The organism is Acinetobacter sp. YH12072 (assembly GCF_013419565.1).
In the GTDB taxonomy this organism is placed as follows: Bacteria; Pseudomonadota; Gammaproteobacteria; order Pseudomonadales; family Moraxellaceae; genus Acinetobacter.
On record NZ_VOZV01000016.1, the window covers coordinates 24,349 to 42,358 of the forward strand.

Consider the following 18,010-nt stretch of genomic DNA (forward strand, 5'->3'; position numbering starts at 1 on the left):
GCAGATCACAGCCACCACAATACTTAAAATACTAGCCATCAATAACCAATAGTGTCATGTTTCTTCCTCAGCATAACTAAACAGTTCCTCAATCGTGGTTTCAAGTGCATTTGCTAACTTGAATGCCAGAATCAAGGAAGGGTTGTACTTCTCTTTTTCTAATGCGGCAATCGTTTGGCGGCTGACTGCCACTGCATCAGCAAGCTGTTGTTGTGTCCAACGTTTTTTAGCACGAAACACGATGATGTCATTCTTTAACATGTCTTTACTCCAACATCATTCAAAATGTAATATATATTTAGCATTGTGTAAACTATATATTTCATAATGATAAAAATAAGCGTCATTTAAAAAGGTGGAGATATAAAAAACGGGCTAAATGCCCGTTTAAAAAAGTATTGAATCAATTGGTTTAAGCTTTGACTGAGGTCGGCTTAACCTTGCGGCCATGCAGCAGGTAATACCAGATCAGACAGCTAAAAGTAAGCAATGCAGAGAACAGATAAAGCTGACGATAACCCACCTGATCCAGCAGCATGCCGAGGAAATAAGGTCCGAAACCAAGACCGGCATCTAGTGCAATAAAGAAAGTCGAGGTCGCCAGACCCATCCGTTGCAAGGTGGTACTTTTTACAGCAATGGTTTGACACACTGACTGAATATTACCGAAACCAAAACCTAATAACGCGGCACTCGCCAGTAACATCACAGAGTTTTGTGCCTGACTCAGCATTAGAATACCTACTGCCATAATCACGATTGCAGGATAGATAATGATGTTTTCACCTTTACGATCCATTAATGGGCCAGTAAAAGGACGTGACAGCAGAATGGCAAAGGCATACATCAGGAAGAAGAATGAGGCTGCTTCGACCAGATTGATGTCCTTGGCATAGAAGTGAATAAAGGACAGTACGCCTGAATAACAGGTAGCCACTAGCAGGACAATGACAGCAATCGGCAAGGCATTCGGCTCTACATATTGAGCGAGTTTACTGGCAGATTGTGGAACAGATGAAGTCGATGTACCACTTGCTTTAAGACGCGGCGGCTGGATAAACAGACCGCAGATCAGGCAGCTGAGCGCAACGATAGTGGTGAAGATAAAAATCACCTGATAATTAAAATTCGTCATCAGCCAGATCCCGACAAAAGGACCAATCGCTGTACCAAGCGTACTGCTCATACTGAAATAACCAATACCTTCACCACGTCGTGTTGCCGGAATGGTTTGCGCAATCACTGTGCCGAGTACGGTAGAGGCCATACCCATCATAAAGCCGTGGATCAGACGAATACCCAATAACACTTCTAGTTTGGCCGGAATCATATAAAGTCCGGAAAATAGCAAAAAGCCAGTCAGGCCAATCACCAGGGTATTTTTCAGTCCTAGACGATTCAGCAATTTCCCAATAAATAAGCGTCCAATTAGCGTTCCGACAATAAACAGACCGGATACCAGACCGGCTTGTGCAGTCGATGCTCCCAGTTCAGCGACCGAGAAACCGACAATCACAATCACCAGCAGGTAAAACACCAGAACGAGCTGGAAATTAACCAGACTGACCAGGACGAAATTAGAGGTCCATAAGCGGGCTTGATCTTGGCTCATTGTGGTGTTTCCTGAGATGAAGGATGTAATTGCTGAATCAGCTGTACCAAAGTGTTTTTACTGCTTTGCAGATCATCTGCATCAATCTGTTGCAGTAAGTGATCTTCAAAAGCATCAATCTGTTTAGAACACAGGTTAAAGGTTTTAACCCCTTGCTCGCTGAGTTTAAATACTTTTTGACGTTTATCTTCGGTTTCGATCTGGCAGATTAAGTCGAGTTCACTTAAATGCTGGATACGTTTGGTTATGCTTGGTTTTGAAACATTTAAATAGCTTGAAATATCAACCAGCGTGCATTGCTGTTGGGATTGAATGGTATAGAGCACTTGCCATAAGGAATAATTAAGTTGAGAGGATAATAAAATAGTATTGATTTCATCACTCATGAGTCGTGCGCAACGCAGCAACAGTGAACGAAATCTGGAAGAGGGTTGAAACATATAGTTAACCTGGCTAACTAAATTGTGCCTAATCTACGCCTCTTTATTCAATTAAACAAGAGGGAAATTTTGAAAATTTTTGCATGGTTAACGTCTTTTTGACTAAGTTATTACAAGTCTTTAACCTGATTAAAAAACAATCAACAAAAGACTACATACTTTTAAGAATGATTCAGCCTAAGCTACCTAAGCACTAGAAAAATCCATCACTTAATAACTGAAGGGCAGATATGCCAAATAACACTGCATAGGTGAAGTTTATGACTCTGGGTTTAACTGCATTAGAGTTAGCACGAATACAGTTCGCCTTTACTGTATCTTTTCATATTATCTTTCCTGCAATTTCAATCGGATTAGCAAGTTTTTTGGCTATTCTGGAATGGCGCTGGTTAAAGACTAAAAATCCGATTTTTCAGGATCTGTTCAAGTTTTGGGTCAAAATTTTCGCCGTCGCATTTGGTATGGGCGTCGTATCCGGTGTGGTAATGAGCTATCAGTTCGGAACCAACTGGAGTGAGTTTTCCCGGGTCGCTGGAAGTGTGACCGGACCCTTGCTGGCTTATGAAGTTTTAACTGCGTTCTTTTTAGAAGCCGGATTTCTGGGTATCATGCTCTTTGGCTGGGATCGGGTTGGCCCACGAGCGCACTTTTTCTCCACTTTAATGGTCGCAATCGGCACCTGTATTTCCATGTTCTGGATTTTATCTTCCAATAGCTGGATGCAGACCCCTCAAGGTTTTGCGATTGAAAATGGCCTGATCGTCCCGCAAGACTGGGTAGCGATCGTATTTAACCCGTCTTTTCCTTATCGTCTGGCCCATATGGCGATGGCCGCCTTTCTGGTCTCGGCCTTACTTGTAGCCTCAACAGCGGCATGGCATCTGATCAAGGGTCGTCGCGATCCTTTAGTTAAAACTTCATTTTCCATGGCCATGTGGCTGATTCTGGCACTTGCACCTTTACAAATTTTTGTGGGGGATATGCATGGTCTGAATACACTTGAACATCAGCCAGCCAAACTGGCCGCGATGGAAGGCCATTGGGAAACCAATCATGATGAAGGAATGCCTTTATACCTGTTTGGGATTCCAGACATGCAAGCTGAAGAAACTAAATATGCAATTGGTATTCCTAAGTTGGGTAGCCTGATTCTGACGCATTCTATGGATGGAAAAGTTACGGGGCTTAAAGAATTTGCGCCTGAAGATCGACCCAATTCACTGGTCGTGTTCTGGAGTTTCCGGATTATGGTCGGGCTGGGTATGTTAATGCTCTTGCTTGCACTCTGGGGATTATGGTCACGTACTCGAGGACGTTTTTATGAGTCACGTGGACTGCATCGTTTTGCACTCATCATGGGTCCATCCGGATTTCTTGCCATGCTGGCAGGATGGTTTACCACAGAAGTCGGCCGTCAGCCTTGGGTTGTCTACGGCATTATGCGGACCAAAGATGCATTATCACCAGTGTCCGCTGAACAGGTCGGTTTGACCTTGATTATCTTTGTGGTGGTGTACTGCGTTGTTTTTGGCGTGGGAATTTTCTACATGATGCGCCTTATGCATAGAGGACCAGAATTTATTCATTCCAGACCACACCATGAATCGGATAGCGATGTGGTTCAGGCTTCCCGTCGACCATTGAGCAGTATTCGCGAACGTATTGAAGAGGTTCCTGAACATCCGGATCAGGAGGATAAAAAATGATTGATTTATCATTAATTTGGATTGCGATTATTGGCCTAGGTGTACTGGTCTATACCATTCTCGATGGTTTCGATCTGGGCATTGGCATCCTATTTCCATTCTTCCCGCATCAGGATGAACGCGATGTCATGATGAATACGGTCGCTCCGGTCTGGGATGGTAATGAAACCTGGATGGTTCTAGGGGGCGCCGGATTATTTGCTGCCTTTCCATTGGCTTATTCGACGGTACTCTCAGCGCTATATATGCCCATTATCCTGATGGTGATCGCCTTGATTTTTCGTGGTGTCGCTTTTGAGTTCCGTTTTAAGGCGAATAAAAGCAAACACTGGTGGGATAAAGCCTTTATTGGGGGATCGATCGTTACCAGTTTCTTGCAAGGGATGATCCTGGGTGCATATATTCAGGGAATTGAAACACGAAATGGTGTCTATGTGGGCGGTGGTCTGGACTGGCTTAGCCCCTTCAGTATCTTTACCGGAGTCAGTGTCGTGGTGCTATATGCAGCATTAGGCTGTGGATGGCTCATTTATAAAACCGGTGATGATTTACAGGATCGTATGTTTAAACTGATGCCGAAGCTGATTATAGCCTTACTGATTATTTTAGGCGCTGTTAGTGTTTATACGCCGTTGACCCATCCGCAAATTGCGGAGCGTTGGTTCAGCCAGCCACAATTTACCTACTTTATGCCCGTACCGATCTTGGTCATATTGTTTACCTGGCTGGCCTTACGCGCCTGTAAAAGACGCAGTGAACTAGGTCCATTTTCCTATATGCTGGTGCTGGTATTCCTGGCATATACCGGTTTTCTGATTAGTCTGTGGCCATATATTATTCCGCCATCAGTCACGATCTGGCAGGCAGCGGCACATGAAAATAGTCAGTTATTTGCCTTGATTGGTGCCTTGATTCTGATTCCGATTATCGTGATTTATACCTGTATGTCCTATTGGGTATTCCGACACAAGGTACGTGTTGGAGATGATGGTTATCATTAAGGAGCAGTTATGACACGCAAACAGATAGTATGGTTTGTCGGCTTATGGCTTGCAGGTTTTTTGACACTAGCACTTATTGCAGGGGCATTCCGCTTTCTGGTGCATTTGGCCTATTAGGTATATTAAATGAACAAAGAAAAGGGATTTGTTAGTACAAATCCCTTTTTATAGGCTAAATTTTTGATTTTTAAAATATCAAGATGAGGCTTTGATCTGTTTACGATAAACACTTGGACGGACAGGGCGGCTGTTTTTCCATAACCCTTTTTTCTGCTTTTTGGCTTTATTCTGTAGTTCCATCATATAGCGTAAATGGTTTTTATCCCGGATATATTCCTCATAAACCCATGCCGCACCACGTTTCACAATCTCTTCATTGATATTCTTGCGATAACGATAGACCACACCGACACAGCGACCATAACGGTCAATATCCGTAATTTGTACCCGAATCATTTTATTTTTAACCATACTTTGAACTAGGCGTAGTGATTCCTTACCATAGGCCTGTGAAGATTCAGGTGCATCGACATAGGCAAAACGTAATTTGGTCTCAGAGCGACGGATATTAAAACGGTAGCAGGTGAGGGTGTCACCATCACTGACCGCACTTACCCGGCACCAATATTTCTTACCTTTCTTAAAGGGGCGAAATAGGTCCTTTAAATACACCGTAATTTTATGCAGCAAATAATAAGAAAAACACAGAAGTGCGAAGCCCAGCACAATTTGCCAGGTGGTGGAGAGATGTAACAAGGGCAAGATCCAAATCAGCAAAAACAGCCGCATAAACACAGCTAAAAGTTGAGCCATTTTAGATCAAAGCCACTCCGCATAGGGCTTAAAAAGCCATCAATCAGTGTTTAGTTTTGTACCGATAAAATAGCCTAAGCACTATCAAATTAGGCCAATCTCAATCCTAAAACCTGATAATAAAAATAGCCTAAGCAAGTTTAAATTATCTCATAAATAGCCTAAGCAAAAATTTTATAAATTTCATTTCTCAAAAATTGATGTCTTTTATTCTCCTGCAAATCTCTATGCCAATACATCCCCATATTAATTTTCGGAAGTTGTACAGGAACGTCAAAAATATTCAGACAGTTTGCTAACTGTAGATGAGTCAAAACATTTTTAGGAATTGTCAGCATGGCAGTCTTTTGCTGTTCCAGAATTTGCAGGGCTGTGGAATAGTGCTGACAACGTAAAAAAATCTGTCGGGAATAATGTTTTCGACTTAAATATATATCTTCAACTAAAACTCCCGTACGGCGTGAGGAAACGCCAATATGAGGTGAGGCCAGATAAATCTGTTCATTCATTTCTGTTCGTTGTGTACAGACCACGAATTCATCCTGTACCAGTCGTTCAAACTGAATTTTTTCACTAATACTTTGCTCCAGATCAATAACAAAATCGACCTGTTGAGAGGCGAGATCTGCAGCAATATTTTTACGGTCGAGTTTCATGCTACTCAGTTGAAGATCCAGGTTAATTTTTTGGAAATGTTGAACCAGTTTAGGAAAGATCATGGGTTCAATTTCGTCATGTACAGCAATTTTTAAGCTATGAATCGATTCCGGTCTGAATTGCTGATGCTGCATCGAAATATTCTGAATCGTAAAAAGTGCATTTTTAATTTCAGGATAGATCTGATCCGCAAACGGCGTAGGTTGCATCTTGCTACCAGTTCGCACAAATAAATCATCTTGTAAATGCTGTCTTAAACGTTGTAAAGCATGACTGGCCGCTGACTGGCTTATCGATAGAATTTGCGCAGCTTTAGAAATACTGTTTTGTTCGTAAATGGCAATAAAAAGTGGATAAAGATTAATATCAATACGATGAAAATTTCGTAGATCCATCACGGTTTTTGAATGAATACTATGCATACTACTATATGGAATTAAATCATTTTATTCATAATAAGTTTTGGGTTAAGGTGTTGTAAAGCGTATGAATTAGAATATTCAGAGGGATAAAGCAATGTTTGAGCTGTCAGCACGTGCACAGGATTATTTAAATAGAACAAAAAAGTTTATTACTGATGAAATTGAACCTGTCGAGGCTGATTTCTGGCATCAGGTGCATGAACTGAATCAAGGCGGTGACTGGACCAAATGGCAATGGCCGGCAGAACTTGAAACATTGAAAGATAAAGCCAAAGCGGCAGGTCTCTGGAATATGTTTTTGCCTTGTCCAGAATTAGGTCAGGGATTATCCGTTCAGGAATATGCGCATATCGCTGAACTTTCTGGACGAAGCCTAATTGCACCTACTGTCTTTAACTGTAATGCACCAGATAGCGGCAATATGGAAGTACTGTGGCGCTATGGTTCTGAAGAACAAAAACAGCAATGGTTAATGCCACTTCTGGAAGGGAAAATCCGTTCAGTGTTCTGTATGACTGAACCTGCAGTGGCTTCTAGTGATGCTACCAATATGCAGGCGACGGCGGTAGTTGAAGGTGATGAAATTGTTTTGAATGGTCGTAAATGGTGGTCTTCAGGTTTGGGTGATCCAAATGCCAAAATCATCATCTTTATGGCACATACACCGGATGAATCCAAAGACCGTCATCATCAGCATTCCATGGTTTTAGTTCCAGTCGATACTGCAGGCGTAAAAATCGAACGGATGCTTCCAGTCTTTGGTGATTATGATGCACCACATGGCCACGGCGAAGTCAGCTTCGATAATGTTCGTGTTCCAGTTTCGAATTTTATTGGGGGTGCAGGTCAAGGCTTTGAAATTGCCCAAGGGCGTTTAGGGCCAGGCCGTATTCACCATTGTATGCGTTGCATCGGTGCTGCTGAAAAATCATTAGAACTTATGATTGACCGGGGTATGAGCCGTACCGCATTTGGTAAAGAGATTTTAAAACTGGGTGGTAACCTGGAACGTGTGGCTGAAGCTCGCGTTGCCATTGATCAGGCTCGATTATTAACCTTGTATGCTGCCTATAAAATGGATACTTTAGGGAATATGGCAGCACTGACTGAAATTTCTGCAATTAAAGTCGTTGCGCCAAGTGTACTGGAAAAAGTTGTGGATATGGCGATTCAGATCCACGGTGGTGCGGGTGTTTCTCGTGATACACCGCTGACCGGATTCTTTGCCCAAGCCCGTGCCTTACGTCTGGCTGATGGTCCGGATGAAGTGCATAAAGGTATGATTGCCAAGCTGGAACTGGCAAAACGTGGTTATAGCACACGTCGTAAAAAATAAGCTGGCTTTATATACAGAACATTGAAACGTATTAGAAGATTTTAAGGAAAAATTATGGCGGTCATTGATGTAGGTGGATCAGTTCGTGAAGGTGAGGAACTGGATGTACAGGCCATCACAGATTGGTTAAATCAACAAGGAGTAAATGTAGAAGGTCCTTTAGAGCTTACTCAATATTCCGGTGGAGCTTCAAACTGGACTTATCGTTTGCAATATGCCAATGCCGATTTAATTTTACGTCGTCCGCCTCAAGGGACTAAAGCCAAATCTGCGCATGACATGGCACGTGAATATCATGTACAAAAAGCCTTGGCTGACCATTATCCAGTCGTACCTGAAATGGTGGCACTTTGTCAGGACGAATCAGTCATTGGCTGTGATTTTTATGTGATGAAACGCATTGAAGGTATTATTCCGCGTGCCAAGCTGCCGCCTGAATTACAACTGACTGAATCAGATATCCAGACTCTATGTATTAATGTGATTGATAAGCTGATCGAACTACACCAAGTTCCTTACACTGGTACAGAACTGGAAAAGTTAGGCAAAGGTGAAGGCTATTGCCGTCGTCAGGTAGAAGGCTGGGATGCACGTTACGAAAAAGCCAAAACATTAAATGTTCCATCTTTTAAATACGTGCGTAACTGGCTGAAAGATAATATTCCATCTGATTCTAAAACCTGTGTCATTCACAATGACTGGCGTTTTGATAATGTCATTTTGGATCCAGAAAATCCAACTGAAGTTATTGGGGTGCTGGACTGGGAAATGGCCACCCTGGGTGATCCGCTGATGGACTTGGGTTCTGCCTTGGCTTATTGGGTAGAAGATACGGACAATGCCATTTTTAAAGCAACACGTCGCCAGCCGACCAATTTAAAAGGTATGTTTACCCGTAAAGAAGTGGTCGATTACTATTTGGAGAAAACCGGTCTGCAACCGGAAAACTGGACATTCTATGAAGTGTTTGGGATTTTCCGTCTCTCGGTAATTGCTCAGCAGATCTATTATCGTTATTACCACAAACAAACCAACAATCCAGCCTTTAAGGATTTTTGGGTAGTCATTCATGCCTTGCATATTCGTGCCTTAAAACTGATTGGTCTACAAAAGCTTGAAGCCAATGACATTGCACAAAAATATATCCTGAAATTTAAAGAGTTAATGCCAAAATGACCACCATTTACTTGATCCGGCATGGACAGGCATCTTTCGGGGCAGCCAGTTATGATCAGCTTTCGCCAAATGGGGAACTACAGGCAAAATTGCTCGGTCGTTATTTTGATGAAATTCTGAAAGAAGCACCGTATGTAGTGGCTGGTTCTATGCAACGTCATCAACAGACGGCACAGTTATCTCTAGATGAATGTTTTCCTGAAAGCGAGATTTTGACCGATAGTGCCTGGAATGAGTTTAATCATCAGCAGGTCTTTGCCCGTTATGAACCGCGTTTTAATCAGCCTGAACTGCTTAAGCAGGATGTCTCAGAACATGCCAATCCGCGAGATTATTTGAGCAAAATCTTTAGTGGAGCGATTGCTCGATGGACCTGTGATGATTATCACCACGAATATGATGAATCCTGGCCCAATTTTAAAAGCCGTGTAGAAACCGGTTTGCAAAATTTATGTGACCAGCTTGCGCAAACTAAACCGCGCTATGCAATCGTGTATACCTCGGGTGGCGTCATCTCTGTGGCGGTAGGCAAAATCCTGGGTCTGAGTCCAGAGAAAACTTTCGCTTTAAACTGGGCAATTACCAATACCAGCATTACTACATTGCGTCTGGTCGGAAATGAACCCCAGCTACTCAGTTTGAATGAACATCATTTTATTAAAGCACAGCGTCCAGACCTGCTAACCTGGATTTAAAAATTATTGAAGATAAAACACCTTATAAAATAAAGGGATAGGGTAAAAATATGGCTAAAACGATTTTAATTACTGGTGCAAGTTCAGGGATTGGTGCCGGTATGGCACGTGAATTTGCAAAAAAAGGGTATAACCTGGCGATTTGTGCACGTCGTCTGGAACGTCTGGAAACTTTGAAGCAGGAACTCGAGAGCCAATATGATATTAAAGTCATTGCCAAAACACTGGATGTGACCAATTATGATCAGGTTTTTGAAGTTTTCCGTGCCTTTAAAGAAGACTTTGGCACCATTGACCGGATTATTGTCAATGCCGGTGTAGGTGAAGGCCGCCGGATTGGTAAAGGTAATTTTGCGATCAATAAAGCTACTGTTGAAACCAACTTTATTTCTGCATTGGCACAATGTGAAGCTGCAGTGGAAATTTTCCGCGCACAAAACTCCGGTCATCTGGTGATGATTTCATCGATGAGCGCAATGCGTGGTATGCCAAAACACTTGACTGCTTATGGCGCAAGTAAGGCTGGGGTTGCACATCTGGCTGAAGGCATTCGTGCTGAGCTAATTGATACACCAATTAAAGTCACGACCATTTTCCCAGGCTATATTCGTACTGAAATCAATGAAGGCGCGAAAAAATTACCGTTTGAAGTGGATGAGAAAACGGGTTCACGTTTATTGGCAGAAGAAATTGAGAAAGCGCCAGTCAAAGCTTATGTGCCGAAATGGCCTTGGTTGCCACTCGGTCTGGCAATGAAAGTATTGCCGCTAAAATTAGTCAATAAATTAGGTTAAAACTTCAATTTAAAAAAGCTCCATTCGGGGCTTTTTTACTTTTTAGTATTCAAAATTTTGGATAAAAGTAGGTAGGATAATTCTGGTATCGGATTTAAAAACGTTATAAATTACTAAGATAATTAGTTAAATCTCTAAAAGTCATTAACACTTTGATGATGAATAAATTTTATTTCTATATAAAATTAAAATTCTATCAGAATAGAAATAATTAAATTTTTAAGAAGATAATTTTTAGACGATAAATTTTATCGAAAATACCTCCTTATTTTTCTGCTTTATTCTTGGTCTTAAAAAAATTACTAAAACTGCCCAAAACTTGGACATACTCGCTACGAAAGTAGAAAGATAACTTCTCTTTTTTATAAATTCCTTTAATGTACAACTGTTCAGAAATTAAAGGTTGTCCATATGTCTACATCTTCGGATATGACTGACCAACAGCGAATCTCTAAGGTCAGAAATATCGTTACACAGGCCGGGGAAGAAATACGTACCCGTTATCCTATACTCAAACATCAGAATTTCATTGGTGCGAGTATTTTAGGTTTTGCCTGGACGGGGATGATTGCATGTGCATTGGCATATGGATATGGTTATCTTTCTGCGTGGTTCACCATTCCATTGATTGCAATTTTTGCTTCACTGACACATGAATTGGAACATGATCTGATTCATTATATGTATTTCAAAAAAACACCTTGGGCACATCATTTAATGTTGGCTTTAGTGTGGCTGGCTCGTCCAAATACGATTAGTCCATGGGCTCGCCGACGCATGCATTTGCATCATCATAAATATTCAGGCACTGAATATGATCTTGAAGAACGTGGCATCAGTAATGGTATGCCATGGGGGGTTCGCCGCATTCTAGTGATCAGTGACCAGTTGATGTCAGTGTATTTACGTCCTTTTCAGATGTTTAAAATGATTCATCTTTTTATGGAAAAACAGCCTGAAAAAGAACGTAAAGTTGCCATGATTTCTCAGCTATTAGGCTTCTTGCCATTAAGCTTGATTTATTATGGTCTGTGCTATTTATTTGTAGTCTTTCATGTAGGCAATGCCGTTGCACCAATCTTTGGTTATGAAATGCTTTGGTCGGAAAGTATCATCGAAGCTATGCCGCTCGTGAATTTCTTGGCAGTAATTTGGATCATTCCGAATTTTATCCGTTCTTTTAGCCTGCAATTCGTTAGCTCCAATATGCATTATTATGGTGATATTGATCCACGCGATGTCATCAAGCAGACTCAGGTACTGAATCCATGGTGGATGGTGCCATTCCAGTTATTTTGCTGTAATTTCGGTTCAACTCATGCGATCCATCATTTTGTGGTCAAAGAACCCTTTTATATACGTCAGTTGACCTCTAAAACGGCGCATAAAGTCATGAAAGAAGTGGGTGTACGCTTTAATGATATTGGGACGTTCAAGCGCATGAACCGCTGGAATGATCATAAAGTTTGATATATCAGCCACATTAAAAAATCCCGTTAAACGCCGGGATTTTTTTATTTTGCTAGTTAAAGTTACGTGAATATTCATTAAAAATGACTGCTGAGGTATTACTCGTAATCCATAAATTGCAGTAAAATTAATCATATCTTTATATAAATTAGTCCATTATGTTGCTCAAAGCTGCCACTATCGCCTTAATTCCCGCGCTCGTAATTCAGGGTAACCGTGTCAAAAAAAATACGATAAAACTTCCAGAACCAGAGGGTGCACGTGAAGGCCAAACAGGAACAGGCAAAAAACTTTCATTACTGATTGTGGGTGATTCAGCAGCAGCAGGGGTCGGGGTAGATCATCAGAATGATGCCTTACTTGGCGCGATTCTGAATGAGCTAAAAAATGACTTTGAAATTGAATGGAAGTTACAGGCAAAAACGGGCGATACCACCTCAAAGGTCATTCGTACTTTAGACCAGATTGAAGCTAAATCCTATGATGTGGTCGTGACTTCAGTCGGCGTGAATGATGTGACTAAGCTCATGCCTGCCGATGTCTGGATCAAGAAGCAGGAACAGTTCTATGGCAAAATCCAGCAAAAGTTTAATCCAAAACTGGTCATTGCAGCCGGTGTCCCTCCAATGAACATGTTCCCAGCTTTACCGAATCCTTTGGCCTGGTTATTTGGTCAATATGCCAAACACATGAACCAACAACTGGAAAAATTTGTGAACAAGCAGATCAACATGCAATGGATTGAATACGATATTGAAAAATATCGTGCCATGAATTTACAAATGGCCAAAGATGGTTTTCATCCAAGTAAGGAAGTTTATACACTTTGGGGACAAGAAGTCGCTAGCAAGATCCGTCAGGCATTCTAAAATAACTGAAATACCTGAATCTGGAACAGTTTATGTCGGATATTGAAACCCATCCATTACCGCCATTTTTACCGCCGAATGCCAAATTATTGATGTTGGGCAGTTTTCCGCCACCCGCAACGCGCTGGAAAATGAATTTTTATTATCCGAATTACCAAAATGATATGTGGCGGATATTTGGATTAATTTTCTTTAAAAATAAAGATTACTTTTTGGACTTACCTAATAAAAAATTTCAGGAACATCTAATCCGTGAGTTTCTAACTGAAACGGGGATTGCGATTTTTGACAGTGCTTATCAGATCCGACGCCTGAAGGGAAATGCTTCCGATAAATTTCTAGAAATTGTAGTGCCAACCAATTTGCAGGATCTATTAGGGAAAATGCCGGACTGCAACCACATCATGACTACAGGCGACAAGGCCACAGATACTTTGATGCTCTCTATGCCTGAAGGTACGTTGAAACCCGGTATAGGTGAGCCAACACAGGCACATTTTCTTGGCCGTGACCTGTATCTATACCGGATGCCATCTTCATCCCGGGCTTATCCTTTGGCTCTGGATAAGAAAGCAGATAGTTACCGGATGATGTTCGAGCATGTCGGTCTAATTTGAGTTATGAATAAATATAAATATTAAGTATATTTATGAAATAAGCTTATTTTTAGAAAGTATTTAAGTATTTTCTACCTGCATATTGGGATATTCGACCCAGCGAGAATCCTTAACTTTAATATCCCGAACATGATGAAAGCTGGACCAGATCAGTTTGCTACCTTTACTCCATTTTAATGTAGAGATACGAGATTCAACTTTCTCAATCTCTTCCGCTGTTGCAGGACGTAAAGAGCCAATCTCTGCATATAAACGTACACCGGGATAATGCTTAAATTTTCCCTTGAACATGGAACTTAACCAGAACAGTTTGCTGCTATTCACAGCCTGAATGCAGGCAAGTGGCTGATGCTGTAAATTTTCGGAGAAGGTGGTGGAGTAAGTATCAAAAAAGAAACCTGTACTAGACTGCTGATCCAGAAAGACAGTTCCGATCGGAGTAATACTAGGAAAGCCTTGGGGATTGACGGTTGCGATCGAACAATGCATTGCTGCACGCTGCGCATCTGCAACAACTTGACGGATATTTTGCCATTCAGAAGGGGAAATCATGATGTTTTCTCTTTATTATTTTAATCAAGCTTAATCTGTATGTCTAAAATAGGCATTGCCATAAAAATATTCAGGCAAGGGCAATTTAACCAATTAAATATATTAGGTAAATTCCCTGTAAACGAAAAAGAGCCGATATGGCTCTTTCAAATTTTAGAAATGGAAAAATGAATTAACCATCATATTCCACATAATCCCACAGGTTTAAGCGCGCTTTAATTTCTTTGCGGATATTCGGCAACATCGGGAGTAATGTCCCGTCAATCCATAAACTTAAAGCTTGTGCAGAAATCAGTTGCTGTTGTTCATCGACCAGTTGCGCGCCTTTAACCATCACCAGTGTTTCTTCAGAAGCTTCGGTTTCAACACCTTTGAATAGCACCTGTAATTCATAACCGGTATCCTGAATCAGCCATTCCAGTTCGACCTGGATATTCTGATTAGATTTAAGTAGGACCTGACCTTCGACCAAGTCCGAATCAGACAGGCAGTCATGTTCAACCCGTATTTTGGCTAAAAACCATTCTTGTTGAGACAGATCCTGCAAGGTCTTAACAGGGGTGAGAATATCACTGAGTTTAAACTGACGACTTAAATCAAAAAATTGCATGGGAGTGGAAAGCGAAAATTCGCAAAATACTGGAAAAGTGTAATTTTAGAGCAATCAACGGAATAGGTAAAACCTTTGTAGGTATTGATCTGATTAATATATAAGAAATAAGCTGAAAAATATAAGTATAAAAACCCGATTTAGAGATTTAGTCAATTTTATATTGTTCAGCTTATCACCAATAAAGATTTAAAATATCCAAAGCCAACTATCAATTAAGGAAAAATCACATTAAATGTAATTTGATTGCAATGTATCTGTCATTACATTAACCATTCTCCCGGGAATTTTGTTGCCAGATTCATCATATAACGCTGGAACTGTGTCGTTTCAGGGTCATGATTATGCTGAATCACTGAACCATTTTTTGGGTGTTCCAGCCAAATGATCTCACCCTCTTTATCTAACTTCAGTTGATAAGCCATTCTGGGTAAATACTGGTTTAAGGAGTTGGTAATTTCATCTTGGAGCTGATCGGATTCAATCACCAGACCGACTTCAGTGTTTAAATAGGCAGAGCGTGGATCAAAGTTAAAGGAACCGATAAATACCATGCCATCCAGATCAAAGAATTTGGCATGTAGACTGGAGCTGTTCTTATTTTTGGCCGGAATAATATTACCGGTCATAATTTCATACCAGGTCCGTTTTGGTCGTTCAATATAAGGTTTGAATTCCCAGAGCTCGATCCCATTCTTGAGCAGCTGTTTACGGTATTGCTGATAATAGGCATGAACCAAAGCGACATCATTTGCCTGGAACGAATTGGTTAAAATTCTGATTTTGACACCCTGTTGGGCACGTTTACTTAAATAATCCGCACCTTCCTGAGTAGGAATGAAATAAGAAGAAACCAGTTCCAGATGATCTTTGGGTTCACCCATAAGTTCCAGCATATGGGTATAAATATAATCGCCATTCTGGGCGCTACGACGGACCTTGGAAGGGGCATCGGCAACAAAATAGGCATTTCCCCATTTGATTGGGCGCTTTCTCAACTGCTCATCAATCTGCTGTTCAGCAATACCGACTCGGCGTTTCAATTCATTTTTATCGACTTCATCTTCTTTAAATTCAGTTCTTAGTCGTTTTAAAAGTTGTGGATTACCCGAATCATTTAGAACTTGTCGGATATCATAGCTCAGATCATCGTTCCAGAATTTGATAAAGGTCTGATTCGCATCGTGGGCTGGTTTCCCGGCAAAGAAAATATCGACATCGCTAAACTGAAAATCCTCACTAGCATCAAAATATTCACTACTGATATTCCGACCACCCGTGACCGCTGCCGTACCATCCGCAATAATCAGTTTGTTATGCATGCGCGGATTAACATATTTCATACGAAATCCGTAATCTAGGGCACGCAATTGACGGAATTTATAAGGATTAAATAGTCGGACTTCGAAATTGGGATGCTGGGCTAAGGCCAGCAGCTTATCATCCAGTTGAGTTCCGTTCTGGTCATCAATCTGAACCCGAACCTTCACGCCACGGTCTGCGGCTTTTAATAATTGAGAGAGGATCATGTTGCCAATATAGTCATCTTTCCAGATGTAATATTGCAGGTCGAGATGGTATTTGGCTTGATTAATCAGATATAACCGTGCTGCCATACTCATAAAACCGTCATATAAAGGCAGATAAGCCGTTTTCCCTTCCTGAATCTGTGGCAGTTGTTCCTCTCTGATCCAGTGGGTCGATTGTACTGGAGTAATAGCTTCTTCTTTTGCTGTATTGGGAGCTAATTCACAGCCAGAAATAGTCAGGCTAAAAACAAAAATACTTAAACATGTAATTGACGAGGGCTTAGTCATTGATGTTCCATTAGTTATAGGGGTTTTATTCCTCAACTTGTGATGTTAATGGTTGAATCTCCGAATAGAAAGAGGTTACTGTTAACCATCTGTAAATCAGTAATAAAAGGATCGTTTTACATGAAATCACGTGCAGCGGTTGCATTTGGCCCAGGTCAGCCATTAGAAATTGTGGAAGTAGATGTTGCTCCACCAAAAGCAGGTGAAGTACTGGTAAAAATTAGCCATACTGGCGTATGTCATACCGATGCATTTACCTTGTCTGGTGATGATCCGGAAGGCGTATTTCCAGCAATTTTAGGCCATGAAGGCGCGGGTGTGGTCGTTGAGGTAGGTGAAGGCGTGACGAGTCTGAAACCGGGTGATCATGTGATTCCACTTTACACGGCAGAATGTGGTGAATGTCTGTTCTGTAAATCGGGTAAGACCAACCTGTGTGTAGCGGTTCGTGCGACTCAGGGTAAAGGTGTAATGCCAGATGGAACTACCCGTTTTTCTTATAATGGCCAACCGATTTATCATTATATGGGCTGTTCAACGTTCTCTGAATATACAGTCGTTGCAGAAGTTTCTCTGGCGAAAATTAACCCTGAAGCTAACCATGAGCAAGTGTGTTTATTGGGCTGTGGCGTGACTACCGGTATTGGTGCAGTACATAACACTGCTAAAGTACAGGAAGGCGATAGCGTCGCTGTATTTGGTTTAGGCGGTATTGGTCTTGCAGTTGTACAAGGCGCTCGTCAGGCCAAAGCCGGCCGTATTATTGCCGTGGATACCAATCCAGATAAATTCGAACTGGCTAAACAGTTTGGCGCTACTGATTTTGTGAATCCAAAAGACTATGACAAGCCAATTCAGCAAGTGATTGTGGAAATGACCGGTTGGGGCGTAGACCACTCTTTTGAATGTATTGGTAATGTCGACGTAATGCGTTCAGCACTAGAATGTGCACACCGTGGCTGGGGTCAGTCTGTGATTATTGGCGTAGCAGGTGCAGGTAAAGAAATCTCAACTCGTCCATTCCAGCTAGTCACAGGCCGTAAATGGATGGGTACGGCATTTGGTGGTGTTAAAGGTCGTTCTCAATTACCGGGCATGGTTGAACAGGCCATGAAAGGTGAAATTCAGTTAGAACCATTTGTGACACATACGATGCCATTAGAACAGATCAATGAAGCCTTTGATCTGATGCATGAAGGCAAATCGATCCGTAGCGTGATTCATTTTGATTAAAATGATTTAGCGATTTAAACTTCATAAAGGCCGGTAAACACCGGCCTTTTATTTTAATAATTAAAATATATCAGATACATTTGCCTATCAAAGCACCACAGAGCTTTACCTAAAAAACACAAGGCTTCTAAGGTCATTACATGCCAGATGCTTATAGTGAATAGAAGCGTATTGAGAGACGCGATTAAAA

At 41.4% G+C, this 18,010-nt stretch carries 19 protein-coding genes; 11 read left to right on the forward strand and 8 right to left on the reverse strand.

All coding sequences use genetic code 11. From position 1 onward, the window contains the following. Nucleotides 1-54: 54 nt before the first annotated feature. The 3 genes from FTU19_RS08490 to FTU19_RS08500 all read right to left on the reverse strand — a co-directional run bounded on the left by FTU19_RS08490 (nucleotide 55) and on the right by FTU19_RS08500 (nucleotide 2,052). Nucleotides 55-261, reverse strand: coding sequence for a helix-turn-helix transcriptional regulator (locus tag FTU19_RS08490; protein WP_180014751.1), 207 nt, complete (start codon nucleotides 259-261; stop codon nucleotides 55-57). A 151-nt stretch (nucleotides 262-412) separates the two neighbouring features. Further along, on the reverse strand, nucleotides 413-1,612 hold the full coding sequence (locus FTU19_RS08495) for an MFS transporter (protein ID WP_180130772.1): 1,200 nt from the start codon (nucleotides 1,610-1,612) through the stop codon (nucleotides 413-415). Next, nucleotides 1,609-2,052, reverse strand: a complete 444-nt coding sequence (locus tag FTU19_RS08500) for a MarR family winged helix-turn-helix transcriptional regulator (protein ID WP_180130775.1) — start codon at nucleotides 2,050-2,052, stop codon at nucleotides 1,609-1,611. The genes FTU19_RS08495 and FTU19_RS08500 overlap by 4 nt, the downstream gene beginning before the upstream one ends. Nucleotides 2,053-2,312: 260 nt before the next feature. On the opposite strand from FTU19_RS08500, the gene FTU19_RS08505 reads away from it, so the two are divergent. From FTU19_RS08505 to FTU19_RS08515, 3 genes are read left to right on the forward strand one after another with little or no spacing between them, the layout of a single operon-like run. Then, complete coding sequence (locus tag FTU19_RS08505; protein WP_180130779.1) at nucleotides 2,313-3,758, forward strand: cytochrome ubiquinol oxidase subunit I; 1,446 nt, start codon at nucleotides 2,313-2,315, stop codon at nucleotides 3,756-3,758. Continuing rightward, nucleotides 3,755-4,759: a cytochrome d ubiquinol oxidase subunit II gene (gene cydB, locus FTU19_RS08510; RefSeq protein WP_034702762.1), complete on the forward strand. Its 1,005-nt coding sequence runs from the start codon at nucleotides 3,755-3,757 to the stop codon at nucleotides 4,757-4,759. The genes FTU19_RS08505 and cydB overlap by 4 nt, the downstream gene beginning before the upstream one ends. A 9-nt stretch (nucleotides 4,760-4,768) precedes the next feature. Continuing rightward, on the forward strand, nucleotides 4,769-4,876 hold the full coding sequence (locus tag FTU19_RS08515) for a DUF2474 domain-containing protein (protein WP_104426067.1): 108 nt from the start codon (nucleotides 4,769-4,771) through the stop codon (nucleotides 4,874-4,876). A 78-nt stretch (nucleotides 4,877-4,954) separates the two neighbouring features. On the opposite strand, the gene FTU19_RS08520 is transcribed toward FTU19_RS08515, so the two are convergent. Continuing rightward, the gene (locus FTU19_RS08520) at nucleotides 4,955-5,572 is read right to left on the reverse strand and encodes a thermonuclease family protein (RefSeq protein WP_159122897.1); all 618 of its coding nucleotides are present in this window, start codon (nucleotides 5,570-5,572) and stop codon (nucleotides 4,955-4,957) included. A 161-nt stretch (nucleotides 5,573-5,733) separates the two neighbouring features. Next, complete coding sequence (locus FTU19_RS08525; RefSeq protein ID WP_180011020.1) at nucleotides 5,734-6,651, reverse strand: LysR family transcriptional regulator; 918 nt, start codon at nucleotides 6,649-6,651, stop codon at nucleotides 5,734-5,736. Between the two features lie 94 nt (nucleotides 6,652-6,745). Between FTU19_RS08525 and FTU19_RS08530 the strand changes: the two genes are divergently transcribed. From FTU19_RS08530 to FTU19_RS08560, 7 genes are all read left to right on the forward strand, one after another. Then, complete coding sequence (locus tag FTU19_RS08530) at nucleotides 6,746-7,987, forward strand: acyl-CoA dehydrogenase family protein (protein ID WP_159122898.1); 1,242 nt, start codon at nucleotides 6,746-6,748, stop codon at nucleotides 7,985-7,987. Nucleotides 7,988-8,041: 54 nt separating this feature from the next. Next, entirely contained in the window at nucleotides 8,042-9,163 is a 1,122-nt protein-coding gene (locus FTU19_RS08535; protein ID WP_180130782.1) for a phosphotransferase family protein, read from the forward strand. Next, nucleotides 9,160-9,858, forward strand: coding sequence for a histidine phosphatase family protein (locus tag FTU19_RS08540; protein ID WP_034702771.1), 699 nt, complete (start codon nucleotides 9,160-9,162; stop codon nucleotides 9,856-9,858). Before FTU19_RS08535 ends, FTU19_RS08540 begins: the two co-directional genes overlap by 4 nt. Before the next feature lie 50 nt (nucleotides 9,859-9,908). Beyond that, on the forward strand, nucleotides 9,909-10,652 hold the full coding sequence (locus tag FTU19_RS08545; protein WP_004785546.1) for an SDR family oxidoreductase: 744 nt from the start codon (nucleotides 9,909-9,911) through the stop codon (nucleotides 10,650-10,652). Nucleotides 10,653-11,063: 411 nt separating this feature from the next. Then, nucleotides 11,064-12,122 (forward strand): fatty acid desaturase, encoded by a 1,059-nt coding sequence (locus FTU19_RS08550; RefSeq protein WP_179993227.1) that lies wholly within the window; start codon nucleotides 11,064-11,066, stop codon nucleotides 12,120-12,122. Nucleotides 12,123-12,280: 158 nt separating this feature from the next. Continuing rightward, nucleotides 12,281-12,991: an SGNH/GDSL hydrolase family protein gene (locus FTU19_RS08555; RefSeq protein ID WP_159122902.1), complete on the forward strand. Its 711-nt coding sequence runs from the start codon at nucleotides 12,281-12,283 to the stop codon at nucleotides 12,989-12,991. A 32-nt stretch (nucleotides 12,992-13,023) separates the two neighbouring features. Further along, the gene (locus FTU19_RS08560) at nucleotides 13,024-13,608 is read left to right on the forward strand and encodes a uracil-DNA glycosylase family protein (protein WP_034704166.1); all 585 of its coding nucleotides are present in this window, start codon (nucleotides 13,024-13,026) and stop codon (nucleotides 13,606-13,608) included. 60 nt (nucleotides 13,609-13,668) lie between these two features. Here the strand turns inward: FTU19_RS08560 and FTU19_RS08565 are convergent, their stop codons facing one another. The 3 genes from FTU19_RS08565 to FTU19_RS08575 all read right to left on the reverse strand — a co-directional run bounded on the left by FTU19_RS08565 (nucleotide 13,669) and on the right by FTU19_RS08575 (nucleotide 16,587). Then, nucleotides 13,669-14,160, reverse strand: coding sequence for a pyridoxamine 5'-phosphate oxidase family protein (locus tag FTU19_RS08565; RefSeq protein WP_180053221.1), 492 nt, complete (start codon nucleotides 14,158-14,160; stop codon nucleotides 13,669-13,671). A 172-nt stretch (nucleotides 14,161-14,332) separates the two neighbouring features. After that, on the reverse strand, nucleotides 14,333-14,770 hold the full coding sequence (locus FTU19_RS08570) for a hypothetical protein (protein WP_180130784.1): 438 nt from the start codon (nucleotides 14,768-14,770) through the stop codon (nucleotides 14,333-14,335). 263 nt (nucleotides 14,771-15,033) lie between these two features. After that, nucleotides 15,034-16,587 (reverse strand): phospholipase D family protein, encoded by a 1,554-nt coding sequence (locus FTU19_RS08575; protein WP_180130787.1) that lies wholly within the window; start codon nucleotides 16,585-16,587, stop codon nucleotides 15,034-15,036. Nucleotides 16,588-16,707: 120 nt separating this feature from the next. On the opposite strand from FTU19_RS08575, the gene FTU19_RS08580 reads away from it, so the two are divergent. After that, nucleotides 16,708-17,820: an S-(hydroxymethyl)glutathione dehydrogenase/class III alcohol dehydrogenase gene (locus FTU19_RS08580; RefSeq protein ID WP_166138145.1), complete on the forward strand. Its 1,113-nt coding sequence runs from the start codon at nucleotides 16,708-16,710 to the stop codon at nucleotides 17,818-17,820. Nucleotides 17,821-18,010 lie beyond the last annotated feature (190 nt).